Origin of the sequence: Mycobacterium sp. PSTR-4-N (assembly GCF_022348085.1) — a bacterium.
Lineage (GTDB): Bacteria > Actinomycetota > Actinomycetes > Mycobacteriales > Mycobacteriaceae > Mycobacterium.
Genome location: NZ_JAKRFN010000032.1, coordinates 23,861 through 49,551 on the forward strand (window position 1 = coordinate 23,861; position 25,691 = coordinate 49,551).

Genomic DNA, 25,691 nt, shown 5'->3' on the forward strand with positions numbered 1-25,691 from the left:
GGGCCGGGTGCGGGGCTGGGTACTGTGACATGGCCATGAATCTGCGCCCCAACCATCCCGCAGGCCTACCGCTCGGGGAAATGGCTCGTCTCATCTCCGCGGTGCACGCCGAGGTCGACCCGCTGCCGCAGCTGCACCTGACGGGAGTGACGCTGCGGGGCCAGGACGCCCGCCCGGGTGATCTGTTCGCCGCACTGCCGGGCGCACGCTCCCACGGAGCCCGCTACGCGGCCGACGCGGTGTCGCGCGGCGCCGTTGCGGTGCTGACTGACCACGACGGGCTGGCCGAGCTCTCGGCCGCCGGCGACATCGGTGTGCCGGTGCTGCTGCACGCGCACCCGCGCACGGTGCTGGGTGCGGCGGCGGCCGCCGTCTACGGGAATCCGTCGACGCGATTGCGCGTCATCGGGGTCACCGGTACGTCGGGCAAGACCACCACCACCTACCTGATCGAGGCCGGTCTGCGGGCGGCCGGGCGGGTGGCCGGGCTGATCGGCACCGTCGGGGTCCGCATCGACGGCCGCGACGAGGCCGGCGGATTGACCACCCCCGAAGCACCCGATCTGCAGGCGCTGTTCGCGGTCATGCTCGAGCGCGGAGTCGACACCGTGGTGATGGAGGTGTCCAGCCATGCGCTGACTCTCGGCCGGGTGGACGGCACGTCGTTCGCCGTCGGCGGCTTCACCAACCTGTCCCGCGACCACCTCGACTTCCACTCCACGATGGAGGAGTACTTCGAGGCCAAGGCCAAACTGTTCGATCCCGCGTCGCCGACGCATGCCGCCGAGGCGGTGATCTGCGTCGACGACGAGTGGGGTCGTGCGATGGCACGCCGCGCCGACACCGCGGTCACGGTCGCGCTGCAGGCGACGCCGGCCGGCACCGCCGACTGGTCTGTCGAGCAGATCCGGACCGAGTCCGTCGATGGACCCGGTGGCGTCCAGGACTTCGTCGTCGTCGACCCGGCCGGGGTGCACCACGGTGTCGAGATCGGCCTGCCGGGTCGCTACAACATCGCCAACGCCGCGCTGGCGCTGGCGCTGCTCGACGCGGTGGGGGTGTCGCCCGAGCAGGCGGTGCCCGGCCTGCGGGCGGCGACGGTGCCGGGACGGCTGGAGAGGGTGGACCGCGGGCAGCCGTTCTTGGCGGTCGTCGACTACGCCCACAAGCCGGGGGCGCTGGAGGCGGTGCTCGAGACGCTGCGCAGCCACTGCGCCGGCCGGCTCGCCGTCGTGTTCGGAGCGGGCGGTAACCGAGATGCGGGCAAGCGTTTCCCGATGGGAGAGGTCGCCGCGGGGCTGGCCGACCTCGTGGTGGTCACCGACGACAACCCTCGCGATGAGGAGCCCTCGGACATCAGGGCCGCGATCGTGGCCGGCACCGCGGGTGGGCGTGCCGAGGTGGTCGAGATCGGCGAGCGCCGGGCGGCGATCGATCACGCGGTGGCGTGGGCGCGGGAGGGTGATGTGGTGCTGATCGCGGGCAAGGGCCACGAGACGGGCCAGACCAGCCGGGGTGTCACCCGCCCGTTCGACGACCGCGCGGAGCTCGCCGCCGCGCTCGATGCGCTCACCGCGGGGAGACAGAGCCGATGATCGAGCTGTCGCTGGCCCAGATCGCCGACATCGTGGGCGGCCGGCTCGCCGATGTCGGCGCCGAGGAGGCGGCCACGCTGCGCGTCACCGGGACCGTCGAATTCGACTCCCGCGCCGTCGGTCCGGGCAGTCTGTTCCTCGCGCTGCCGGGGGCGCGCTCCGACGGCCACGACTTCGCCGCGGCGGCGCTCGACGCCGGTGCGGTCGGCGTGCTCGCCGCGCGCCCGGTCGGGGTGCCCGCGGTCGTCGTCGACCCGGTCACCGCCGAGGACGGTGCGGCCAGCGTGCTCGAACACGATGCCGACGGGTCGGGCGCGGCGGTGCTGGCCGCGCTCGGCAGGTTGGCGGCCGCGGTGGCCGCCGAGCTGGCCGCCGACGGCCTGACGATCATCGGGATCACCGGATCGTCGGGTAAGACGTCGACCAAGGATCTGATCGCCGCCGTCCTCGCCCCGCTGGGTCAGGTGATCGCTCCGCCGGGATCGTTCAACAACGAGCTGGGTCATCCCTGGACGGTGTTGCGGGCGACCGCCGACACCGACTTCCTCGTTCTCGAGATGTCGGCGCGCCACCGCGGCAACATCGCCGCGCTCGCGCGGATCGCGCGCCCGTCGATCGCGGTGGTGCTCAACGTGGGCACCGCCCACCTCGGTGAGTTCGGTTCGCGGGAGGCGATCGCGGCGACGAAATCTGAGCTGCCGCAATCTGTTCCGTCGTCCGGTGTGGTGATCCTCAATGCCGACGACTCGATCGTGGCGAAGATGGCCGAGGTGACGCAGGCGCGCGTCGTGCGGGTCGGGCGCGCCGACTCCTCCGACACCACCGTCGATGTATGGGCCGACGATGTCAGCCTCGACGCGCTCGCGCGCCCGGAGTTCACGCTGCACACCGCCGACGGGCAGGTCGGCGTCTCGCTGGCGGTGCACGGTGACCACCAGGTCTCGAATGCGCTGTGCGCGGCCGCGGTGGCGCTGGAGTGCGGGGCGTCGTTGACCCAGATCGCGGACGCGCTGGCAGGCGCCGGACCCGTGTCGGCGCAGCGGATGGCGGTCACCACCCGCAGCGACGGCGTGACGATCATCAACGACGCCTACAACGCCAACCCCGACTCGATGAGCGCCGGCCTCAAGGCGCTGGCGTGGATGGGTCGCGAAGGCCGCACGTGGGCGGTGCTCGGTGAGATGGGCGAGCTCGGCGAGGACTCGATTACCGAGCACGACCGCATCGGGCGGTTGGCCGTGCGCTTAGATGTCTCTCGACTCATCGTCGTCGGAACCGGGAGGCCTATGAGCGCCATGTTCAACGGCGCGGTGATGGAGGGCTCCTGGGGCTCGGAGGCCACGCCGGTCGCCGATGCCGAGGCCGCGCTCGATGTGCTGCGCGCGGAGTTGCAGCCCGGCGACGTGGTGCTGGTCAAGGCGTCCCGAGCCGCCGGGCTGGACGCTGTGGCCGATGCGCTGATCGCCGAGGACGGCCGATGAGGCAGATCCTGATCGCGGTCGGGATCGCGCTCTTCGTGTCGATCCTGCTCACCCCGGTGCTGATCCGGCTGTTCACCCGGCAGGGTTTCGGTCACGAGATCCGCGAGGACGGTCCGCCCAGCCACGCCAAGAAGCGGGGCACGCCGTCGATGGGCGGTGTCGCGATCGTCGCCGGCATCTGGGCCAGCTACTTCGGCACGCATCTGGTCGGCGTGGTGATCGACGGCAAGGGGCCGTCGGCGTCAGGGCTGCTCGTACTCGGCCTGGCCACCGCGTTGGGCGTCGTCGGGTTCGTCGACGATCTGATCAAGTTGCGCCGCGCCCGCAACCTCGGGCTGAACAAGACGGCCAAGACCGTCGGCATCCTGGTCGCCGCCGTGCTGTTCGGTGTGCTCGCGCTGCAGTTCCGCAACGCCGACGGCCTGACCCCCGGCAGCGCGGAACTGTCCTACGTGCGGGAGATCGCCACGGTCACGCTGGCCCCGGCGATCTTCGTGCTGTTCTGCGTGGTGGTCGTGAGCGCCTGGTCGAACGCGGTGAACTTCACCGATGGCCTGGACGGGTTGGCCGCCGGCGCGATGGCGATGGTGTGTGCCGCCTACGTGCTGATCACGTTCTGGCAGTTCCGCAACGCGTGCGCCACCAGCCCGGGCCTGGGCTGCTACAACGTGCGGGACCCGCTGGATCTGGCGATCATCGCTGCGGCCACCGCCGGGGCGTGCATCGGCTTCCTGTGGTGGAACGCCGCCCCGGCCAAGATCTTCATGGGCGACACCGGGTCGCTGGCTCTGGGCGGCATCATCGCCGGCCTGTCGGTGACCAGCCGCACCGAGATGCTCGCGGTGGTGCTGGGCGCGCTGTTCGTCGCCGAGGTCACCTCGGTGGTGGTGCAGATCATGGCGTTCCGCACCACGGGCCGCCGGGTGTTCCGGATGGCGCCGTTCCATCATCACTTCGAGTTGGTGGGCTGGGCGGAGACCACGGTGATCATCCGGTTCTGGCTGCTGACCGCGATCGCGTGCGGGCTCGGGGTGGCGCTGTTCTACAGCGAGTGGCTGACGACCGTCGGGGCGTGAGGTGAGCGACGTCATCGCACCCGGCGCCGCGGTGCTGGTCGTGGGCGCCGGCATCACCGGCCGCGCGGTGCTGGCGGCGCTGACGCCGCTGGGCGCGCGCGCCACCCTCACCGACGACAGCCCGTCGGCCCTGACGGCCTACGCGCAGCAGGGTGGCGCGGTCGTCGACCCGGCCGGCGCCGCCGCGACCATCGCGGAGTTCGATCTCGTCGTCGTCAGCCCCGGCATCCGGCCGGAGGGCGCGGTGCCCGCCGCGGCCGCGGCGGCCGGCGTCCCGGTGTGGGGTGACGTCGAGCTCGCCTGGCGGCTGGACCGGGCCGGGCACTACGGGCCGCCCAAGACGTGGCTGGTCGTGACCGGCACCAACGGCAAGACCACGACGACGTCGATGCTGCACGCGACGCTGTGCGCCGCGGGCCGGCGCTCGGCGCTGTGCGGCAACATCGGCGAGCCGGTACTGGCAGTGTTGGACCAGCCCGTCGACGTGCTGGCCGTCGAGCTGTCCAGCTTCCAGCTTCACTGGGCGCCGTCGGTGCACCCGGATGCGGGCGCAGTGCTCAACGTGGCGGAAGACCACCTGGACTGGCACGGCTCGCTCGAGGCCTACGCCCAGGACAAGGCGCGGGCGCTGACCGGGCCGATCGCCGTGGGTGGTGTGGACGATCCGATCGCGGCGGCGCTGCTGGCCGACTGCGCCGCGCCGACCCGGGTCGGCTTCCGGCTCGGTGAACCGGGCCCCGGTGAGCTGGGTGTGGCCGACGGTCATCTTATCGACAACGCGTTCGCCGAGGGTCTGGTGCTGGCCGAGGCCGCGCGGGTCCCGGTGGCCGGCCCGGTGGGTGTGCTGAACGCGTTGGCGGCCGCGGCGCTCGCGCGGGCGGTCGAGGTGCCCGCCGCCGCGGTGGCGCAGGCGCTCGAGACGTTCGCGGTGGGCCGGCACCGCGCCGAGGTGGTGGCCGTGGCCGACGGGGTGACCTACGTCGACGATTCCAAGGCCACCAATCCGCACGCCGCCCGCGCGTCGATCAGCGCCTTCCCCCGGGTCGTCTGGGTCGCCGGCGGTCTACTCAAAGGCGCCTCGGTCGACGAGCTGCTGGTCGCGGTGGCGAACCGCCTGGTCGGAGTCGTTCTGCTGGGCCGCGACCGGGCGGTCGTGGCGCAGGCGCTGGCACGACACGCGCCGGATGTCCCCGTTGTCGAGGTGCTGACGGGGGAGGATTCTGGGGTGGTTGAGAAAGCTGTGACAGGTGTGACTCACGCTCGGGCGGGTGACGGTCCGGTGGCCGACGCCGTCATGGCGGCCGTCGTGGACGCTGCGCGCGGTCTCGCCGGACCCGGCGACACGGTGCTGCTCGCACCGGCAGGCGCCTCCTTCGACCAGTTCCGCAGCTACGGGCACCGGGGCGACACGTTCGCCGCGGCCGTACGCGCAGCGCTCCGATAGCGGGTCACCGATGAGCGCGATCCTCGCCCGGCTGCGCCACCGGCGCGCCAACCCCGCGGCCGACGATACGGGGACCGCCCTGCCTGCGCTGACCGCGGGGAAGTCGTCCACGTCGTCCTCGCACGACTCCGGCGGCGCCGCGACCGCACCGCGCACCCGCGTCGGAGCCTGGCTGGACCGGCCGATGACGTCGTTCCACCTGATCATCGCCGTGACCGCGCTGCTCATCACGATGGGCTTGACGATGGTGCTGTCGGCCTCGGGTGTCTACTCCTACGACATGGACGGCTCGCCGTGGGCGGTCTTCGGCAAGCAGGTGCTGTGGACGGCGATCGGCCTGCTCGCGTTCTACATCGCGATGCGCACGCCGGTGGCGGTGATGCGCCGCTTCGCGTTCAGCAGCTTCCTGTTCACGATCGTGCTGCTCGTCCTGGTGCTCATCCCCGGCATCGGCAAAGAGGCCAACGGGTCGCGCGGCTGGTTCGTCGTCGCCGGATTCTCCATGCAGCCGTCGGAGCTGGCCAAGATCGCGTTGGCGGTGTGGGGTGCGCACCTGCTGGCGGCGCGCCGCATGGAGCAGGCCTCGCTCAAAGAGATGCTGGTGCCGCTGGTGCCGGTCGCGGTGATCGCGCTGGCCCTGGTGGTTTCCCAGCCGGATCTCGGGCAGACGATGTCGATGGGTGTGATCCTGCTCGGTCTGCTCTGGTACGCCGGCCTCCCGCTGCGGGTGTTCCTCACCTCGCTGGGCGCGGTCGTCGTGTCGGGTGCGGTGCTGGCCATGACGGCCGGCTACCGGTCGGCGCGCGTGCAGGCCTGGCTCAACCCGGGCGCCGATGCCCAGGGTATGGGCTACCAGTCCCGCCAGGCCCGCTTCGCGCTGGCCAACGGCGGCGTGTTCGGCGACGGTCTGGGCCAGGGCACCGCGAAGTGGAACTACCTGCCCAACGCCCACAACGACTTCATCTTCGCCATCGTCGGCGAGGAACTCGGCTTCATCGGCGCGGCCGGGCTGCTGTGTCTGTTCGGCCTGTTCGCCTACACCGGCATGCGTATCGCGCGACGGTCCGCGGACCCGTTCCTGCGGCTGCTCACCGCGACGGCCACGCTGTGGGTGCTCTCGCAGGTCTTCATCAACGTGGGCTATGTCGTCGGCCTGCTTCCGGTCACCGGGCTGCAGCTGCCCCTGATCTCCGCCGGAGGCACGTCCACGGCCACGACGCTGTTGATGATCGGCATCATGGCCAACGCCGCGCGCCACGAACCGCAGGCCGTCGCCGCGTTGCGCGCCGGCCGCGACGACCGGGTCAACCGGCTCTTGCGTCTGCCGCTGCCCGCCCCCTACGTGCCCACCCGCACCGAGGCGCTGCGTGACCGCCTGAAGACCCGCTCGGGCCGCAACGCCCGGCAGGCCACCAAGCCCGGCTCCACGCCCGCGAAAGCTGCGCGGTCGCGATCGGCCAAGCGCCCGGTGCGCTCGGCCACCCCACCCGTCGGTTATGGTGCTGGCCAGCGCAATCAGGGCCGACGGGCTCGCACACTGGAAGGTCAACGTCACGGGTGAGCGGTATCTCCGTGGTTCTCGCCGGCGGCGGCACCGCCGGTCACGTCGAACCCGCGATGGCCGTTGCCGATGCGCTCACCGCGCTCGATGCGAGCGTGCGGATCACCGCGTTGGGCACGGCCCGCGGCTTGGAGACCAGGCTGGTGCCCGAGCGTGGCTACCGCCTGGAGCTGATCACCCCCGTTCCGTTGCCCCGTAAACCATCGGCGGATCTGGCGAGGCTGCCGCTGCGGGTGCGCCAGGCGGTCCGGCAGACGCGGGCGATCTTCGACGACGTCGCGGCCGACGTCGTCATCGGCTTCGGCGGCTACGTCGCGGTCCCGGCCTACCTGGCGGCGCGCAGCGTACGTCCGGGCCGGCGCGTCCCGGTCGTCGTGCACGAGGCCAACGCCAGCGCCGGCTGGGCGAACCGGGTGGGGGTCCGTTCGGCCGCCCGTGTCCTCGCCGCGGTGCCCGACCCGGGGTTGGGTCCGGTCGAGGTCGTCGGGGTGCCGGTCCGCGACACGATCACGGCGCTGGACCGTGCCGCCTTGCGGGCGGAGGCGCGCGCGTTCTTCGGCTTCTCCGACGACGACACGGTGCTGCTGGTCTTCGGCGGCTCCCAGGGTGCGCAGTCGTTGAACCGCGCGGTGGCGGGGGCCGCGGAAGCCCTTGCGCGGCAGAGCATCGCGGTGCTGCACGCACACGGGCCCAAGAACACGCTGGATCTGCGGACCCCGGCGCCCGGCGATCCGCCGTACCTGGCGGTGCCGTACCTGGACCGCATGGATCTGGCCTATGCGGCCGCCGATCTGGCGATCTGCCGCTCCGGTGCGATGACGGTGGCGGAAGTGAGCGCCGTCGGCCTGCCCGCGGTGTACGTGCCGTTGCCGATCGGCAACGGCGAGCAGCGGCTCAATGCGCTGCCGGTCGTGACCGCCGGCGGGGGACTGCTGGTCGAGGATCGCGACCTCACCCCCGACCTCGTCGCCACCACGGTCGCCGGGCTGCTGACCGACGGGGCCCGCCTGGCCGCGATGACGGCCGCGGCGAAGCTGGCCGGACATCCCGACGCGGCGCGTCGGGTGGCCGAGGTGGCGCTCGAGGTGGCCCTGGCGCACAGCGGGCGGGTCCGAGGATGAGCACCGCGGCATTGCCCGCCGAGCTACAGCGGGTGCACATGGTCGGCATCGGCGGCGCCGGAATGTCGGGTATCGCGCGCATTCTGCTCGACCGCGGCGGCCAGGTGTCCGGGTCGGACGCCAAGGAGTCGCGGGCGGTGCACGCGCTGAGGGCGCGCGGCGCGCAGGTCCGCATCGGTCACGACGCGTCGGCGCTGGACATGCTGCCCGGCGGACCGACCGCGGTGGTCACCACGCACGCCGCGATCCCGAAGACCAACCCGGAGTTGGTCGAGGCACGCCGGCGCGGGATTCCGGTCATCCTGCGGCCGGCCGTACTGGCCGAGTTGATGGCCGAGGACACGACGCTGATGGTGACCGGCACGGCCGGCAAGACCACGACGACCTCGATGCTCATCGTGGCGTTGCAGCACTGTGGATTCGACCCGTCGTTCGCCGTCGGCGGTGACCTCGGCGAGCCCGGCACCAACGCCCACCACGGCAGCGGCGCCTATTTCGTGGCCGAGGCCGATGAGAGCGACGGCTCGCTGGTGCAGTACCGGCCCGACGTCGCGGTGGTCACCAACATCGAGGCCGATCACCTGGACTTCTTCGGGTCCGAAGAGGCCTACGTCGCGGTGTTCGACGCATTCGCCGAGCGGTTGCGCCCCGGGGGAGCCGTGGTGGTGTGCACCGACGATCCCGGTGCGGCGGCTTTCGCCGAACGCACTGCGGCACTGGGCATCCGAGTGCTGCGCTACGGGTCTGGAACCCACGACGGCCTGGCCGGTGCACTGCTGGACTGGCGGCAGCGCGGCACCGGCGCGGTGGCCACGGTGGCGCTGGCGGGGGAGAGCAGCCCGCGCACCATGCGGCTGTCCGTCCCCGGACGGCACATGGCGCTCAACGCGCTGGCCGCGCTGCTGGCCGCCACACAGGTGGGCGCCACACCCGACGATGTCCTCGACGCGCTCGCAGAATTCGAAGGCGTGCGTAGGCGTTTCGAGTTGGTGGGTACCGCGGCCGGGGTGCGCGTCTTCGACGACTACGCCCACCATCCGACCAAGGTCACGGCCGCGCTGACCGCGGTGCGCGCGCTGGTGGACGAGACCGGTGGCCGCTCAGTGGTGGTGTTCCAGCCACACTTGTATTCGCGCACAGCCACATTCGCACGCGAGTTCGGCGAAGCGTTGAGCTTGGCCGACGAGGTGTTCGTGCTCGACGTCTATGCCGCACGGGAGCAACCGCTGGCCGGTGTCAGCGGCGCCACGGTCGCCGAACACGTCCGCGTACCGGTGCGATACCTGCCCGATTTCTCCACCGTCGCGGCAACCGTGGCGGCGGCGGCGCAGCCCGGAGACGTCGTGGTGACCATGGGTGCGGGCGATGTCACGTTGTTGGGTAACGAGATCCTGGCCCAGCTGCGATGACCGAGCCGACCGACGGCGAGCCCGATACCGAGCCGGACACGCCCGAACCCGTCGACGTCGAGGGGCCTCGGCGGCGCGCCCGGCGCGAGCGGGAAGAGAGGCGCGCTGCGCAGGCGCGGGCCACCGCCATCGAGACGGCCCGCCGCGAGGCGAAACGGCGCACGCTCGTCGCGCGCTCGGCCGATACGGCGACGCTGGGTCGGGGCACGGTGCGCGGGCTGAAGGTGCTGCTGTGGACCGCGGTGACGGCCGTCGTGGTCGTCGGCATCGGCCTGCTGCTGTATTTCACGCCGATCATGTCGGCGCGCACCGTCGTGGTGGTCGGGCTGGGCGCGGTGACGCAGGACGAGGTGGTGGCGGTCGCGGGGGTGCCGCCCGGAGAGCCGCTGCTCCAGGTCGACACCGATGCGGTGGCCGAGAGGATCGCCGGCATCCGCCGGGTCGCGAGCGTGCGCGTGCAGCGGGAGTATCCGTCGACGCTGCGGATCACCGTGGTCGAGCGGGTGCCCGTCGTCGTCCGCGACTATCCCGACGGGGTGCATCTGTTCGACAAGGACGGCGTCGACTTCGCGACCGGACCGCCGCCGCCGAGCATCCCGTATCTGGACGTGGAGAATCCCGGGCCCGACGATCCGGCCACCAAGGCCGCGCTCGAGGTGGTGACGTCGCTGCGTCCGGAGGTGGCGTCGCAGGTGGGCCGGGTGTCGGCGCCGTCGGTCGCGGCGATCACGCTGACGTTGATCGACGGTCGCACCGTGGTGTGGGGGACCACCGATCGCACCGAGGAGAAGGCGCTCAAGCTCGGCGCGTTGCTCACCCAGCCCGGGAAGACGTACGACGTGTCGTCCCCGGATCTGCCGACGGTCAAGTAACCGGCGAAAATTCGTTCCGACACGCGGCGCGCCTGCTCGGCATGTGCGTGACCCGGCCCTACCGTTCTGCATGTACGGAACAACTTGACATAACTCTAAGCCTCTAGTTGAGATTGAGGGTTTGTCGCAGCGGTTATCCGTGTCAGGACAGGCAACCAGGGCAGGAAAGGGCGATGCGATGACCCCCCCGCATAACTACCTCGCAGTGATCAAGGTGGTCGGCATCGGCGGCGGCGGCGTCAACGCCGTCAACCGGATGATCGAGCAGGGTCTCAAAGGCGTCGAGTTCATTGCGATCAACACAGACGCACAGGCGCTGTTGATGAGCGATGCCGACGTCAAACTCGACGTCGGGCGCGATTCGACGCGCGGCCTGGGCGCGGGGGCGGACCCCGAGGTCGGCCGTAAGGCCGCCGAGGACGCCAAGGACGACATCGAGGAGCTGCTGCGCGGCGCCGACATGGTGTTCGTCACCGCGGGCGAGGGTGGCGGCACCGGCACCGGCGGCGCCCCGGTGGTGGCCTCGATCGCCCGCAAGCTCGGCGCGCTGACCGTCGGCGTGGTGACGCGCCCGTTCTCCTTCGAGGGCAAGCGGCGCAGCAACCAGGCCGAGAACGGCATCCAGTCGCTGCGCGAGAGCTGCGACACGCTGATCGTGATCCCCAACGACCGGCTGCTGCAGATGGGCGACGCCGCGGTGTCGCTCATGGACGCGTTCCGCAGCGCCGACGAGGTGCTCCTCAACGGTGTGCAGGGCATCACCGACCTGATCACCACCCCGGGCCTGATCAACGTCGACTTCGCCGACGTGAAGGGCGTCATGAGCTCTGCGGGCACCGCGCTGATGGGCATCGGCTCGGCCCGCGGCGACGGCCGTGCGCTCAAGGCCGCCGAGATCGCGATCAACTCGCCGCTGCTGGAGGCCTCGATGGAAGGTGCGCAGGGCGTGCTGCTGTCGGTCGCCGGTGGTAGCGATCTGGGCCTGTTCGAGATCAACGAGGCCGCCTCGCTGGTGCAGGACGCCGCCCATCCCGACGCCAACATCATCTTCGGCACCGTGATCGACGACTCCCTCGGCGACGAGGTGCGCGTGACGGTGATCGCCGCGGGCTTCGACGCCGCCGGACCGGGCCGCAAGCCCGTGACGGGCGAGGCTCCCGCCGCGGCTTCGGCGCAGTCGATCGCCCCGGGCAAGGCGGGCCGGGTGGGCTCGTCGCTGTTCGAGTCGGCCGATCCGGCGAGCGTGTCCGCCGCGCACACCAACGGAGCCACGGTGCGCATCGGCGGCGGTGATGACGGCATCTCCGACGACGACGTCGACGTGCCCCCGTTCATGCGTCACTGACGCGGCATACTCGTCGCACGTGATGTTCCGTGTGCGCCGTGTCACCACCACCCGTGGCGGTGGGGTGTCCAAACCTCCCTTCGCGACGTTCAACCTGGGTGACCACGTCGGCGACGATCCCGCTGCGGTGGCGGCGAACCGACGCCGGCTCGCCGCGGCCACCGGCCTGGGCGCCGACGGTGTGGTGTGGATGAACCAGACGCACAGCACCCGCGTGGCGGTGGTGGATCACGGCGGTCAGACAATCGACGACACCGACGGCCTGGTGACGACGACGCCGTCGCTGGCGCTCGCGGTGGTGACCGCCGACTGTGTGCCGGTGTTGATGGCCGATGCGCGGCGCGGAGTGATCGCGGCCGTGCATGCCGGCCGCGTGGGCGCCGCCGGTGGCATCGTGCCGCGGACGGTGGAAGCCATGGTCGACGCCGGGGCGCAGGTGGCCGACATCTCGGTGCTGCTGGGCCCGGCCGTCAGCGGACCGAACTACGAGGTGCCCGCCGAGATGGCCGACGAGGTGGAACGTCTGCTGCCAGGGAGCCGCAGCCGCACCCCACGCGGTACGCCGGGGCTGGACCTGCGTGCCGGGATCGCCGCGCAGCTTCGTTCGCTCGGGATCACGGCCATCGATGTCGACCCCCGCTGCACCTACGCCGATCCGAACCTGTTCAGCCACCGCCGGGGCGCGCCGACAGGTCGGCTGGCGTCACTGATCTGGCTGGAGCCGGCATCGTGACCGCCGAACGTGAGCAGGAATTGGGCGACAACCTCGCGCGGCTGCGCGAGCGGCTCGCGCAGGCGGCCGAGGCGGCGGGCCGCGCCGCCGACGAGATCGAGCTGCTGCCGGTGACCAAGTTCTTCCCGGCGTCCGACATCGCTGCGCTGTATCGCCTGGGCTGCCGGTCGTTCGGCGAATCGCGCGATCAGGAAGCCACCCGCAAGGTCGCCGAGCTCTCGGAGCTCGCGGGGGACGTCCGCTGGCACATGATCGGGCGCATCCAGCGCAACAAGGCCCGCTCGATCGGCACCTGGGCCTATGCGGCGCACTCCGTCGACAGTCCGAAAGTTGTTGCTGCGCTTGCTCGCTCTGCGGAAGAGGCGCTGCAGACTGCGGTGCGCAGCGCACCGCTGCGGGTGTTCGTGCAGGTCAGCCTCGACCGCGACGAGAGCCGGGGCGGTGTCGATGTCGACGCACCGGAGCGGCTCGACGCGCTGTGCAGAGCCGTCGCGGAGGCGTCCGCGCTGACGCTCGCCGGTCTCATGGCCATTCCGCCGCTGGACGCCGACGCCGACGCGGCGTTCGCGCGACTGGCACGGGAACGCGAGCGGGTGCAGCAGTGGTGCGGACGGCCGCTCGAGCTGTCCGCGGGCATGTCCGGCGACCTCGAAGCGGCCGTGCGACACGGATCGACGTGTGTGCGTGTCGGTACCGCGCTGTTGGGCGCCCGCCCGCTAACGTCACCACCAGAAGTCACACGAGTCACACCTTCATCACAGACAACAAAGCCCGGCCATAGGTCATCACCGCACGAGGGGTCCTCACAATGAGCACACTGCACAAGGTCAAGGCCTACTTCGGTATGGCCCCCATGGACGACTACGAGGACGACTACTACGAGGACGACGAGCGCGGCCCCGCCCGCAGCTACCGCCGTCCCCGGGAGGATCGCTTCGACGACGAGGGCTACTCGCGCGGGTACGACGACCTGCCCGAGGGTCGCCGCCGCGAGTACGACGAGCCCGCCGCCTACCGGGGTGGGATGCCTGCCGGCTTCGATGACGGCCGGTTCGAGCCCCGCATGCGGTCACCGCGCGAATTCGACCGCACTCCACCGCGTTTCGGTGCGATGCGCGGATCGACCCGGGGTGCGCTGGCGATGGACCCGCGCGGTATGGCGGAGTTGTTCGAAGCGGGCAGCCCGCTGGCCAAGATCACCACGCTGCGGCCCAAGGACTACAGCGAAGCCCGCACGATCGGCGAGCGGTTCCGCGACGGCACCCCGGTGATCATGGATCTGGTCTCGATGGACAACGCCGACGCCAAGCGGCTGGTCGACTTCGCCGCCGGGCTGGCGTTCGCGCTGCGCGGCTCGTTCGACAAGGTGGCCACCAAGGTGTTCCTCCTGTCGCCGGCCGACGTGGACGTCACCGCCGAGCAGCGCCGCCGCATCGCCGAGGCGGGGTTCTACGCGTACCAGTAGTGCGGCCGGTCGAGCATCACTTTTGCACAGGTAGGCTGGCGTCGCCGGTGCGGTTCTCGCGGCGGCTTCCCCGTCACAACTGTTGGGAGTGAGGTCACCTTCCGGTGGGGCTCTTCTTCGAGATCCTGGGTTTCGCGCTGTTCGTGTTCTGGCTGCTGCTGATCGCCCGGGTCGTGGTCGAGTTCATCCGTTCGTTCAGCCGGGACTGGCATCCCCGCGGGGCGACCGTGGTGGTGCTCGAGGTCATCATGACGCTGACCGATCCGCCGGTGAGGCTGTTGCGGCGCATCATCCCGCAACTGACCATAGGTGCGGTGCGCTTCGACCTGTCCATCATGGTGCTGTTGCTGCTCGCGTTCATCGGCATGCGGCTGGCGTTCGACGCGGCGGTCTGACACCGGCCCGGAGCAGGGCGTTTGTGGAGTCTGGCCCGGGTGCGGGCAAGATGTGCGGCGCGATGCAGGTGGAGATTCGATGTAATTATCGCCCTCGACTGCAACCGCAGGGTCTGGTGTGACAGGATGGACGCCAGTTACCTTCAAGTCAGGCTTTACACTGTGAGATCGTTTTGACGATCCAGACTCAAGGGGGCAGACGATGCCGCTCACTCCTGCCGACGTGCACAACGTTGCATTCAGCAAGCCACCCATCGGCAAGCGCGGCTACAACGAGGACGAGGTCGACGCGTTCCTCGATCTCGTCGAGAACGAGCTGTCCCGCCTGATCGAAGAGAACTCCGACCTGCGTCAGCGGGTGTCGGAGCTCGACTCCGAACTCGCCTCCGCGCGTTCCGGCGGGGCCGCCTCGGCCGCCCAGCCGACCCAGACGCTGCCGGTGTACGAGCCGGAGCCCGAGCCGGAGCCGGAGCCGGCTCCGCAACCCGTGTACGAGGCGCCCGCCGCGCAGCAGTCTGCTCCTGCCTCCGAGGATCAGCACCTACGGGCGGCGAAGATTCTCAGCCTGGCACAGGACACCGCGGACCGCCTGACGGACGGCGCGAAGGCCGAATCCGAGAAGATGCTCTCCGATGCGCGCGCGCAAGCCGACGCGATGGTCGCCGAGGCCCGGCAGACCGCGGAGACCACCGTCACCGAGGCGCGTCAGCGCGCCGACGCGATGCTCGCCGATGCGCAGAGCCGCTCGGAGGCGCAGCTGCGGCAGGCCCAGGAGAAGGCCGACGCCCTGCAGGCCGACGCCGAGCGCAAGCACTCCGAGATCATGGGCACGATCAACCAGCAGCGCACCGTGCTCGAGGGCCGGTTGGAGCAACTGCGCACCTTCGAACGTGAATACCGCACCCGTCTGAAGACCTACCTGGAATCGCAGCTCGAGGAGCTCGGCCAGCGTGGTTCGGCCGCCCCGGTCGATTCCGGTGCGAACAGCGACGGCGGATTCAACCAGTTCAATCGGGGTAACAACTAGCCTCACCCCATGCTCATCGTCGCGCTCGTACTCGCCGTCATCGGCCTCGCAGCCCTGGTGCTCGCGGTCGTCACCAGCAACGCTCTGATCGCCTGGGTCTGCATCGCGGCCAGCGTGATCGGCGTGATCCTGCTGATCGTCGACGCGCTACGTGATCGCTCGAAGAGCGCCGCCGACGAGGCCGCCACCGAGGACGACCGGGTCGACGACGCGGGCGGTGAGCCTGCGGTGGAGGACTATCCCGACGAGGCCCCCATCGCATCCGAGGCCGAGGACTATCCCGCCGATGAGCCCGTCCCAGCCGCCGAGCGATCCGACGAGGACCCGGCCAAGAGCTGAATCGCGTTGTCCCCGAACAACTCACGTCGGGGCTGTGGTCAGCGCCTCGCGGACCTCGTCATCGGTCATCTGATGGAAGTCGGCGTAGACCTGCCCCACGGCGCGGAAATCGGCGGGCGTCAGGGAGCACACCACGTCGTCGGCCTCGGAGGTCAGGGCACGGCACGTTGACCGCGGCCCGACCGGCGCCGCCACGATCACACGCACCGCGCCGGCGCGTCGCACCCAGCGGACCGCGGCCACCATGCTGGCTCCGGTCGCAATGCCGTCGTCGACGAGGATCACGGTGCGGCCGGTGAGCTCGAGCGGTGCGCGGTCTCCGCGGTACGCGCGTTCGCGGCGGTGCACTTCGGCCGTCTCGCGGTGTATGACCTCGCGCACCTGGGGGTCGCTCAGTCCGAGGCTGCCGATCAGGTCCTCGTTCAGCACGGCGGGGCCGCCGGTTGCCACTGCACCCATGGCGAGTTCGGGTTGCTGCGGGCTGCCGAGCTTGCGTACCACGCACACATCCAGCGGCGCACGCAGCACGGCTGCGACTTCCCGACCGACCGGTACCCCGCCCCGGGCGAGTCCGAGCACCGTGGTGTCAGGACGGTCGCGGTAACGGGCGAGACTCCGCGCGAGCACCTCGCCGGCCTCGCGACGGTCGCGAAAGGGTGGCGCGGAACGGGTCTCGGGAGCAGTCAAGTCACACCTCGGTGCGAACAGTATCGCGCTCGGGTATCCCGTTGCGCAGTCGAGCGGGCAATCCGGGCCCGCGACGGTGACGAATGACTGATCGACGACGAGGCAGGGAGGGTCATGGGCATCGACTACGACAGCGTGGTGGAGCACCCGCTGCGTGACGTGTGGGAGTGGCATACGCGACCGGGCGCCATGCGGCGGCTGGTGCCCCCGTGGCAACCGATGACCGTGGTGTCCGAGGCGCAGTCGCTGGCCGACGGGGTGGCGGTGCTCGGTCTGCCGGGCGGGCTGCGCTGGGTTGCGCGCCACCAGCCCGACGCCTACGTCGAGGGCCACCGTTTCGTCGACGAGTTGTCGTCGGACGGTCCGACGTCCTGGCCGCCCCGTCTGGCCGGGCGCTGGCGGCACACCCATACGTTCGACGACGCCGATCCCGGCACCCGCATCCACGACCGGGTCGAGGCGGCGGTGCCGGCAGCGTTGCTGCGACCGATGTTCGCCTACCGGCACCGGCAGCTCATCGGCGATCTGGCGGCGCATCAGCGCGCCGAACTGGCGGGCACCCAGCGCCTCACCGTTGCCGTCACCGGTTCTTCCGGACTGGTCGGCGCCGCGCTGTGCGCGTTCCTGACCACCGGCAAGCACCGGGTGATCCGACTCGTGCGGCGACCTGCCGAGAGCGCCGACGAGCGCCACTGGGACCCGGCCGCCCCCGCCGCGGATCTGCTGCGCGGCGTCGACGCCGTCATCCACCTCGCCGGCGAATCGATCGCCGGTCGCTTCACCGATGCGCACCGAAAAGCCATCCGCGACAGCCGAATCGAGCCGACCCGTCGGCTCGCGGCGGTGGCCGCCGCGACGGAGGACGGTCCGTCGGCGTTCATCTGCGCGTCGGCGATCGGCTACTACGGCTACGACCGGGGCGATGTCACGTTGACCGAGGATGGTTCTCGCGGCGACGGTTTCCTGGCCGAGGTGGTCACCGACTGGGAGGCCGCGACTGTGCCCGCCGCGGACGCGGGGTTGCGGGTTGTCCTCGTACGCACCGGGATCGTACAGGCCGCGGCGGGTGGCACGCTGAAGCTTCTGCGTCCGCTGTTCGCGGCGGGCCTGGGCGGGCGGGTCGGCGACGGCACGCAGTGGCTGTCCTGGATCGGCTTGGACGATCTCGTCGACGTCTACCACCGTGCGCTCTACGATACGGAGCTGCACGGCCCGGTCAACGCGGTGGCACCCGAGCCGGTGCGCAACACGGAGTACACCAAAGAGCTTGCGCGCGTGCTGCATCGGCCGGCGTTACTGCCGGTTCCGAGCCTGGGTCCCCGGGTGCTGCTGGGCGCGCAGGGCGCCCGTGAACTCGCCGAGGCGAGCCAGCGCGTGTTGCCGGCGAAACTCCTGGCTGCCGGGCATCCGTTCCGGCACAGCCGCGTCGCCGAGGTGTTGGTCCATCAGCTGGGGCGCGAGCTTCCCACCACGTGAGTGACGAAGCCGGACACCAACGCCCGGATTCGTGGTGCGACGTCAGCGGCGAGATCGGCTGTGCGAGTGAGCAATTGTTCGTGATCGAGGCCTGCCGCCGCGACGTCGCCGTCGCGGTCGTCGGCCAGCCACGCCCGCAGCAGCTCGGTGTCGATCTCGGGATGGAACTGTAGACCGAGGGCGCGGTCGAGGAGGAACGCCTGCGAAGCGTTAGGGGTCCTGGCGAGTTCGGTCGCGCCGGGGGGCAGCGTCCATCGGTCGAAATGCCACTGGAACCATTGCCCGCCGGGCACGATGTCGGAGCGGTCGCTGAGGACGTCGTACCAACCGATCTCCGGGCGCGGCGAACGCGCCACCGTGCCGCCGAATGTCTGGGCCAGCAATTGACCGCCGAAGCACACGCCCAACAGCGCGACACCGGCGTCGGCGGCATTCCGCAGCAGCGCCATCTCCGCGCCGACCCAGGTGTCGCGCAGTGCCGGATCGTAGACCGGCCACCGCGCGCCGAGCGGCACGATCACGTCGTAGTGGGTCGGGTCGGGGAACGTGACGTCGACGGCGGGGGAGTCCACCTGCTCGGGTGGGACCACCTGGAAGTGCTCGACATCGAATCCCGCCTCGGCGAACGCCTCACCGAGCAGTGCCTCGGTGGCCATGTGCTCGTTACGCAGGAACAGAACCGTGGGTGCCACGCCGGCCATTATCTCCGACCGCGGCGCAGGTCGAGCATCCACGGGGCTCGTCTGAGTCCAAAAGTTAGCTGCTCTACAGCGAGTCAAGGAAATGTAATTTGCTGGTTGTAATGTCACAGCCAGCGGTGTACACAGTTTTGACATTGCGCTGTCCAGCTTCTGCTCGTCGGTCCGCGGGATGCCTGGGTGGCAGAGCGACGACGGAGCCCCGCGCTGCCATGCTGTCTGTCCGATTGGCATCGGAGTTTGCGACGTCGTCGACCCCCGGGCCGTGAACTGTGTATTCAGCACACAGGCCGCTATTGTCAGATTTGCTTAGGATTTCGATACATCCGACATCGGCGAGTTCACCGAACGATCTTGACGCGGCGTCGATGTGCGTGTTGTAGTGCTTTTCACACTCGTTAATTTTGTTTTGCGGTTCGGTGGATTTCGTGCCAGCGCTCGTGCGAAATTCTCTCTACGACGTCGAGGTGAGTTGCTGATGGGTTACGCACGATATGTTGGCCGAGTCGGTGGGTTAGCTGTAGCGCTGGGCATCGGGATGGCGGTGCCCGCCATCGCGGCAGCCGATCCCGCCGACGAGGGCCCCGCTGCGGGCGCCACGGCGGACGCCGGCCCGTCCGTGCGGTCACAGGTCACAAGGCAGAAGCGGTTCGGGGCCGACGAGAAGCCGCGGACTTCCAAGCACAGCCGCCCGACTCGGCGGAGTCGACTCGACCGTGAGGATCAATCGATGTCGGTCCGCGTCATCGGGCCCTCCGCGCCAGATGACGACCCGGCGCCGCTGCCGTCGTTCGAGGGCGTCACCGCGGTTCTCGGGACGCTGCGGCGTGAGACCGGTAAGAGGTCCGTCGGTCACCGGCCCACCGCGGTCCCCACCATGTCCGAGCCGCTCGAACCGGGCATCGTCACCGGCGCGTTGAATGCCGTCGATCCTGATGCAGAAAGACTGTCGTACAGAGTGATTCGCCAACCGCGCCGCGGTGAGGTGGCGGTCGACGACACCGGACACTTCACTTACATCGCCGGGTCGCGCCTGAGCGGCATCGGCGGGCGTGACTCGTTCGTGGTCAGGGTCCGGCGCGCCGACGCCGGGCTTTCCGCACGCGGTACCCGGGTGCCGGTGACGGTGAGGCTCAACGGTGCCGACGCAGGGGCGGCCACCGTGGCCGCGACGGCGAGCGCCACCGGTTCGGTGCATCCCGTCACGACGGCAGGGCCGGACATCGTCGGATTCGACCCCGCCAGGGACAAACTCGACCTCGGCGACGTCTCCGTGCACAACTTCATCGTCGTCGACACCCCCGACGGAGTCGGCTTCCGCAACCCGTGGTCCGGGGAGACCGCCGTCATCCGGGGCGTCTCGCTAGGCCAGCTCACCGTCGACAGCTTCGCCCCGATCGTCAACGACCATCTGCGACAGGATCTCTCGGGTGCGTTGGCGTGGGAGCACGGCGTGGTGGCGCAGCCGCACACCGTGTACGCGCGCTCCCACGAGGTCGGTCAGATCGACCGCGTCACGTTCGATCCCGCCACCGACGTCGTCGATTTCCGCTACTACGGCACGCGTGAGCAGGTGTACATGCGCGACACCCCTGACGGGGTGGTCATCTCGAATGCCGGCACTGGACAGGCGCTGATTTTGCAAGGCGTCAGCACGAGTCAGCTCACGGCGCGCAACTTCGTCTTCCACAGCGCCCAGGTCCGCGAGGACCGCCTGCACCTGCAGCTCGGCATCGGTGCGGTTCCGGATGCCCAGATCCGGCCGCAGGGCGTCCCCGTGGCGGGAACCACGGTGTGGCCCACGGCCGCCGGCAACGGCCAGCCGCCAGCCGGGCAGACCGGGGCCACCACGAAGATCGCGTGGAACTACGGTGCACACACCGTGCTCGAGTTCGACCCCGCCGTGGACCGGCTGGACTTCGGCTGGTTCAAGGCTCCCGAGTTCGACGTGTCACAGGTCAACGGAGCCACGCGGATCGCGATCACCGCCAACAACCAGAGCTACACGCTGGCCGGTGTCGCCCTCGGCGACCTTACGCCGAGCAACATCATCGCCCTCGACAGCGGCGCTCTGGCCAAGTGGCAGAACCTGATCTATCAAGCGGCACCCACGGCCCCGCGGCCGGCACTGTCGGTCAGCGACGCCGCCGCCGCTGAAGGGCAGGCAGGCGCCAGCGCCCTGGCGTTCACCGTCTCACTCTCGAAAGCCTCGACCGATACGGTGTCGGTCGGCTACACCACGAGTAACGGCACCGCGACCGCCGCGGGCAACGACTACGTCCCCGCGGTCGGCACCCTCGTCTTCGCGCCGGGTGAAACGTCGAAGACGGTGCTGGTCAGCGTCAACGGCGACACGCTCGTCGAACTCGACGAGCAGTTCACGGTGATCCTCTCGGCCCCGGTCAACGCCACGATCGCCGACGGCACCGGAATCGGCACCATCGTGAACGACGACCTCGACCAGGCGCCTGCGACGCCGCCCGCGGTCTCGATCGCGGACCTGACCGTCGCCGAAGGCAACGGCGAGCACAGCCACTTCATGTTCGTGGTGACCCTGGACAAGGCCTCGACCGACACGGTGACGGTGCACTACACCACCGTGAACGGCACCGCCACTGCCGGAAGCGATTTCACCGCGGCAGCGGGGACTGCGACATTCGCACCGGGCGTGACCACGCAGATGGTGCACGTCGACATCGTGGGCGACAGCGTCCACGAGTCCACCGAGACGTTCACCGTGACGTTGTCGAACCCCGTCGGCGCGACGATCGGTGACGGCACGGCGGTCGGCACGATCACCGACGACGACGCGGGCGTCACGCCCGGAACCGGCGGCCTCAATTCCGGCAACCCCGGCGACGCCCTGTGGGGCGAGGCGTTTTTCGCGGCCTACGTCGACATGGGCGCCTGGCCGGTACCCAACCTGGTGGCGCTGGCCCAGCAGCGCGGCGTCTCACTGTTCACATTGGGCTTCCTGCAGGCGACGCCGGACGGCAAGCCGGGCTGGGCCGGCCTGTCGGCGCTGACCCCCGATTCGACGCTCGAGCAGGCCACCGCGATCAACCAGTCGATCGCGGCGCTGCAGGCTGTCGGCGGCGACGTGATGATCTCGCTCGGCGGGGCGTCCGGTACGAGCCTGGCGCAGTGGTACGCCGCCCGCGGACTGAGCGCTGCGGCGCTGGCCGACGCGTACGCCGGCATCGTCACCACCTATCGCCTCAACCGCATCGACTTCGACATCGAGGGCGCGGCAGTGGCCGATCCCGCGTCGATCCTGCTCAACGCCCAGGCGCTGAAGCTGCTGCAGCAACGCATGCCGGATCTCGAGATCTGGTACACCCTTCCGGTCTTGCCCGCCGGACTGACCGCCGACGGCGTGAACGTCGTGCGGACCGCTCTCGCCGCGGGGGTCAAGCTCGACGGCGTGAACATCATGGCAATGGACTACGGTGAGTCGGCCGCGCCCACCAGCGGGCCGAACGCAAAGACGATGGGGGCGTGGGCCGTTGCGGCCGCGCAGTCCACCCACGCGCAGTTGACCGCGTTGTTCTCGACCTACGGGCAGAGCTTCGGCTGGAACCAGCTGGGTGTCACGCCGATGATCGGTGTCAACGATGTGCTGACCGAGGTGTTCACCGTCGCCGACGCGCAGACGTTGGAGAACTTCGCCCGTGTCAATGGCCTCGGCATGCTGTCCATGTGGTCGCTCAACCGTGACTACCCCGGCAGTCTCGGACAAGCGACGACGAACGCCTCGGGCACGAACACGCCGGCCGGTGGCTTCAGCGCAGTGTTCGACGACTTCGGGACGGTCAACTCGATCTCCGGTCCACCGCCGGCGATCTCGATCGCCGACATGACAGTGACCGAAGGCAACGGCGACCACTCGCACTTCCTGTTCGTGGTCACGCTGGACAAGCCGTCCACCCAGCCGGTGACGGTGCGGTACGCGACCTCGAACGGCACCGCGATCGCCGGTGCCGACTACATCGGCACGACGGGCGTGGTCGAGTTCGCGCCAGGCGTGACGTCCCGCACCATGCACGTGGACATCGTCGGCGACGCCGTCGCCGAATCGGCCGAGACCTTCACGGTGACATTGTCTGACCCGGCCGGGGCCACGATCGCCGACGGTACCGCGATCGGCACGATCACCGATGATGACCCCACCACCGGAACGCCCAGCGGCAACACCTCGGTGACGTACACGGTCAACGACGATTGGGGCTCCGGTTTCACCGCCACGGTGTCGGTGACCGCCGGCTCCGCCGGATTCGCAGGTTGGACAGTCGAATTCGACTCACCGGCGCGGATCGGCAACATCTGGAACGCGGAGATCGTCAGCCGGGTGGGCAACCACTATGTGGTGCGCAACGCCGCCTACAACGCCAAGGTCACGGCGGGCCAGACCGTGGAATTCGGTTTCCAGGCCTCGCCGGGCAGCGGCTCGGCCACCGCGACGAACTTCGTCGTCAACGGCACCCCCATCGGTCAGAATCCGACCGCGGTGCCGCCCAAGCTGTCGGTCGCCGACGCGGCTGTCGTCGAGTCCAACAGCGGCACCAACAATCTCGTCTTCACGGTCACCCTCGACAAGCCCTCGACCACACCGGTCACCGTCGCCTACACGACGTCCGGTGGAACCGCCACCGCAGGAACGGATTTCACTGCGCGCTCCGGAACCCTGACCTTCGCCGCGGGGGTGACCAGTCAGCAGGTCAGCGTCCCCGTCATCGGCGACACCACGGTCGAACAGAACGAGACGTTCACGCTCACCTTGTCGAGCCCCACCGGAGCCACGATCGCCGACGGCTCGGCGATCGGCACCATCACCAATGACGATGTCGCCACACCGGGTTCGGGCAACTCCTCGGCGTCCTTCGCCGTCACCGACGACTGGGGGTCGGGGTTCACCGGGGCCGTCACGGTGACCGCGGGCCCGTCCGGCCTGGCGGGCTGGACGGTCGAGTTCGACACCCCGGCGCAGATCAGCAACATCTGGAACGCCGAGATCGTCAGCCACTCGGGCGATCACTACGTGGTTCGCAACGCGACGTGGAATCCGACCGTCGCAGCGGGCAAGACGGTCAGCTTCGGCTTCCAAGCCTCCCCGGGCGGGGCCGCGGCGACCGTGACCAACCTCGTCGTCAACGGGCAGGCCGCCGCGCAGACACCGGCCCTCTCGGTGGCCGACGCGGCCGTGACCGAAACGAACAGCGGCACAACGTCGATGACGTTCGTGGTGACCCTGTCGAAGGCATCGTCCGGTCCGGTCACCGTCGGCTATTCCACGTCGAACGGTACCGCGACCGCAGGCACTGATTACACGGCGTCATCGGGAACGGTGACCTTCGCCCCCGGCGTGCTCACCCAACAGATCCAGGTGTCCATCCTCGGCGACACGGCCGTCGAACCGAACGAGACCTTCACGCTCACCCTGTCCAACCCGGGTGGTGCCACGATGGCCGACGGCACCGCGGTCGGGACCATCACCAACGACGATGTCGCCGCGCCGCCGTCGGTGTCGCTGAGCATCTCCGACGCCGCGGTCACCGAGGGCGCCCCCGGAAGTGGCGTGGGCGCCGGATACTTCTCGACCTCCGGCAACCAGATCGTCGATGCGGCGGGCACACCGGTGCAGATCGCCGGGGTCAATTGGTTCGGATTCGAGAGCGACATCCGGGCGCCGCACGGCCTGTGGACGCGCAACTACAAGGACATGATGGACCAGATGGCAGATCTGGGCTTCAACACCATCCGGTTGCCGTACTCCAGCGCGATGCTGCACAGCAGCGCGGCCCCGACGGGTATCGACCTCGCCAAGAACCCCGATCTCGCGGGACTGACATCGCTGCAGGTGATGGACAAGATCATCGCCTATGCCGGGGACATCGGGATGCGGGTGATCCTCGACCACCATCGCAGCACCGCCGGCGCGGGCACCAGTGAGAACGGGCTCTGGTACAACAGCCGGTACTCCGAGGCGTCCTGGATCGCCGACTGGCAGATGCTGGCCCAGCGCTACGCGGGCGACCCGACGGTGATCGGCGCCGATCTGCACAATGAGCCGTACAACGGCACGTGGGGAGGCGGCGGCGCCACCGACTGGGCCGCCGCTGCCGAGCGAGCGGGCAACGCGATCGTGGCCCTGAACCCCGGCTGGCTGATCTTCGTCGAGGGCGTGGCCACCTATCAGGGCCAATCCTATTGGTGGGGTGGCAACCTGATGGGCGCCAAGGACCGTCCGATCGTGCTGAACGTGGCCGACCGGGTGGTGTACTCGCCGCACGACTACCCCAACTCGGTGTACAACCAGCCGTGGTTCGCGGCGCCGAACTTCGGTGCGGCACTGCCGGACAAGTTCGACCAGATGTGGGGCTATCTCTACGAGCAGAACATCGCCCCGGTGTACCTCGGCGAGTTCGGCACTCGGCTCACCGATCCGAAGGACGTCATCTGGTACGAGGCGATCACGTCCTATCTGTCGGGCGATTTCGACAACGACGGCACGATCGACATCCCGGCAGGAACGCAGGACATGTCGTGGACCTTCTGGTCCTGGAACCCGAATTCCACCGACACCGGCGGCGTGCTGGCCGACGACTGGAAGACGGTCAACGACGCCAAAATGGCCTATCTGTCGGCCATTCAGTTCGACTTCGACGAGGGCAGCGCCGGGGTGCTCGCCCGTTTCACGGTGTCGCTCACCGCGCCGTCGACGCAGCCGGTGACGGTGCGCTACGCCACCGCGGATGGAACGGCCCGGGCCGGCGACGACTACGGCGCCGCCACAGGCCTGGTGACCTTTCAGCCGGGGGAGACCACCAAGACGGTGACCGTCGTGGTGTTCGGCGATACCCTCCTCGAAGGCACGGAGAACTTCGTGGTGATGTTGTCGAGCCCGACCGGTGCCTCGATCGGCGATGGCGTCGGGGTCGGCGTCGTGACCGACCGCGCGGTGCTGTGA

Annotated in this window: 19 protein-coding genes; 17 read left to right on the plus strand and 2 right to left on the minus strand. The window is 69.9% G+C overall.

Annotated elements, in window-relative coordinates; translation table 11 throughout:
* Positions 1-35 precede the first annotated feature (35 nt).
* From MHN84_RS27640 to MHN84_RS27710, 15 genes are all read left to right on the plus strand, one after another.
* Positions 36-1,595 (plus strand): UDP-N-acetylmuramoyl-L-alanyl-D-glutamate--2,6-diaminopimelate ligase, encoded by a 1,560-nt coding sequence (locus MHN84_RS27640; protein WP_241207664.1) that lies wholly within the window; start codon positions 36-38, stop codon positions 1,593-1,595.
* A complete protein-coding gene (gene murF, locus MHN84_RS27645; RefSeq protein ID WP_241207665.1) occupies positions 1,592-3,076 on the plus strand; it encodes a UDP-N-acetylmuramoyl-tripeptide--D-alanyl-D-alanine ligase in 1,485 nt (494 codons plus the stop codon). Before MHN84_RS27640 ends, murF begins: the two co-directional genes overlap by 4 nt.
* The gene (gene mraY, locus MHN84_RS27650; protein ID WP_241207666.1) at positions 3,073-4,152 is read left to right on the plus strand and encodes a phospho-N-acetylmuramoyl-pentapeptide-transferase; all 1,080 of its coding nucleotides are present in this window, start codon (positions 3,073-3,075) and stop codon (positions 4,150-4,152) included. Before murF ends, mraY begins: the two co-directional genes overlap by 4 nt.
* Before the next feature lies 1 nt (position 4,153).
* Complete coding sequence (gene murD, locus MHN84_RS27655; protein ID WP_241207667.1) at positions 4,154-5,596, plus strand: UDP-N-acetylmuramoyl-L-alanine--D-glutamate ligase; 1,443 nt, start codon at positions 4,154-4,156, stop codon at positions 5,594-5,596.
* A gap of 10 nt (positions 5,597-5,606) precedes the next feature.
* A complete protein-coding gene (gene ftsW / locus MHN84_RS27660; RefSeq protein ID WP_241207668.1) occupies positions 5,607-7,157 on the plus strand; it encodes a putative lipid II flippase FtsW in 1,551 nt (516 codons plus the stop codon).
* Positions 7,154-8,278, plus strand: coding sequence for an undecaprenyldiphospho-muramoylpentapeptide beta-N-acetylglucosaminyltransferase (gene murG, locus MHN84_RS27665; protein ID WP_374238437.1), 1,125 nt, complete (start codon positions 7,154-7,156; stop codon positions 8,276-8,278). The genes ftsW and murG overlap by 4 nt, the downstream gene beginning before the upstream one ends.
* On the plus strand, positions 8,275-9,687 hold the full coding sequence (gene murC, locus MHN84_RS27670; protein ID WP_241207669.1) for a UDP-N-acetylmuramate--L-alanine ligase: 1,413 nt from the start codon (positions 8,275-8,277) through the stop codon (positions 9,685-9,687). The genes murG and murC overlap by 4 nt, the downstream gene beginning before the upstream one ends.
* Complete coding sequence (locus MHN84_RS27675; RefSeq protein WP_241207670.1) at positions 9,684-10,559, plus strand: cell division protein FtsQ/DivIB; 876 nt, start codon at positions 9,684-9,686, stop codon at positions 10,557-10,559. Before murC ends, MHN84_RS27675 begins: the two co-directional genes overlap by 4 nt.
* Before the next feature lie 178 nt (positions 10,560-10,737).
* Positions 10,738-11,904, plus strand: a complete 1,167-nt coding sequence (gene ftsZ / locus MHN84_RS27680; RefSeq protein ID WP_241207671.1) for a cell division protein FtsZ — start codon at positions 10,738-10,740, stop codon at positions 11,902-11,904.
* A 19-nt stretch (positions 11,905-11,923) separates the two neighbouring features.
* Positions 11,924-12,637: a peptidoglycan editing factor PgeF gene (gene pgeF, locus MHN84_RS27685; protein ID WP_241207672.1), complete on the plus strand. Its 714-nt coding sequence runs from the start codon at positions 11,924-11,926 to the stop codon at positions 12,635-12,637.
* Positions 12,634-13,449 (plus strand): YggS family pyridoxal phosphate-dependent enzyme, encoded by an 816-nt coding sequence (locus MHN84_RS27690; RefSeq protein ID WP_241207673.1) that lies wholly within the window; start codon positions 12,634-12,636, stop codon positions 13,447-13,449. Before pgeF ends, MHN84_RS27690 begins: the two co-directional genes overlap by 4 nt.
* Positions 13,446-14,102 (plus strand): cell division protein SepF, encoded by a 657-nt coding sequence (locus MHN84_RS27695; protein WP_241207674.1) that lies wholly within the window; start codon positions 13,446-13,448, stop codon positions 14,100-14,102. Before MHN84_RS27690 ends, MHN84_RS27695 begins: the two co-directional genes overlap by 4 nt.
* A 104-nt stretch (positions 14,103-14,206) precedes the next feature.
* On the plus strand, positions 14,207-14,497 hold the full coding sequence (locus MHN84_RS27700) for a YggT family protein (protein ID WP_241207675.1): 291 nt from the start codon (positions 14,207-14,209) through the stop codon (positions 14,495-14,497).
* Between the two features lie 202 nt (positions 14,498-14,699).
* A complete protein-coding gene (locus MHN84_RS27705; RefSeq protein ID WP_241207676.1) occupies positions 14,700-15,524 on the plus strand; it encodes a DivIVA domain-containing protein in 825 nt (274 codons plus the stop codon).
* A 9-nt stretch (positions 15,525-15,533) separates the two neighbouring features.
* On the plus strand, positions 15,534-15,863 hold the full coding sequence (locus MHN84_RS27710; protein ID WP_241207677.1) for a DUF308 domain-containing protein: 330 nt from the start codon (positions 15,534-15,536) through the stop codon (positions 15,861-15,863).
* A gap of 21 nt (positions 15,864-15,884) precedes the next feature.
* On the opposite strand, the gene MHN84_RS27715 is transcribed toward MHN84_RS27710, so the two are convergent.
* The gene (locus MHN84_RS27715) at positions 15,885-16,550 is read right to left on the minus strand and encodes a phosphoribosyltransferase (protein ID WP_241207678.1); all 666 of its coding nucleotides are present in this window, start codon (positions 16,548-16,550) and stop codon (positions 15,885-15,887) included.
* A 114-nt stretch (positions 16,551-16,664) separates the two neighbouring features.
* Here MHN84_RS27715 and MHN84_RS27720 point away from each other — a divergent pair, with 114 nt between their 5' ends.
* A complete protein-coding gene (locus MHN84_RS27720; RefSeq protein ID WP_241207679.1) occupies positions 16,665-18,026 on the plus strand; it encodes a TIGR01777 family oxidoreductase in 1,362 nt (453 codons plus the stop codon).
* On the opposite strand, the gene MHN84_RS27725 is transcribed toward MHN84_RS27720, so the two are convergent.
* Entirely contained in the window at positions 17,996-18,727 is a 732-nt protein-coding gene (locus tag MHN84_RS27725) for a type 1 glutamine amidotransferase (protein ID WP_241207689.1), read from the minus strand. The two genes, MHN84_RS27720 and MHN84_RS27725, sit on opposite strands and share 31 nt — an antisense overlap.
* Positions 18,728-19,454: 727 nt before the next feature.
* On the opposite strand from MHN84_RS27725, the gene MHN84_RS27730 reads away from it, so the two are divergent.
* On the plus strand, positions 19,455-25,691 hold the full coding sequence (locus tag MHN84_RS27730; protein ID WP_241207680.1) for a Calx-beta domain-containing protein: 6,237 nt from the start codon (positions 19,455-19,457) through the stop codon (positions 25,689-25,691).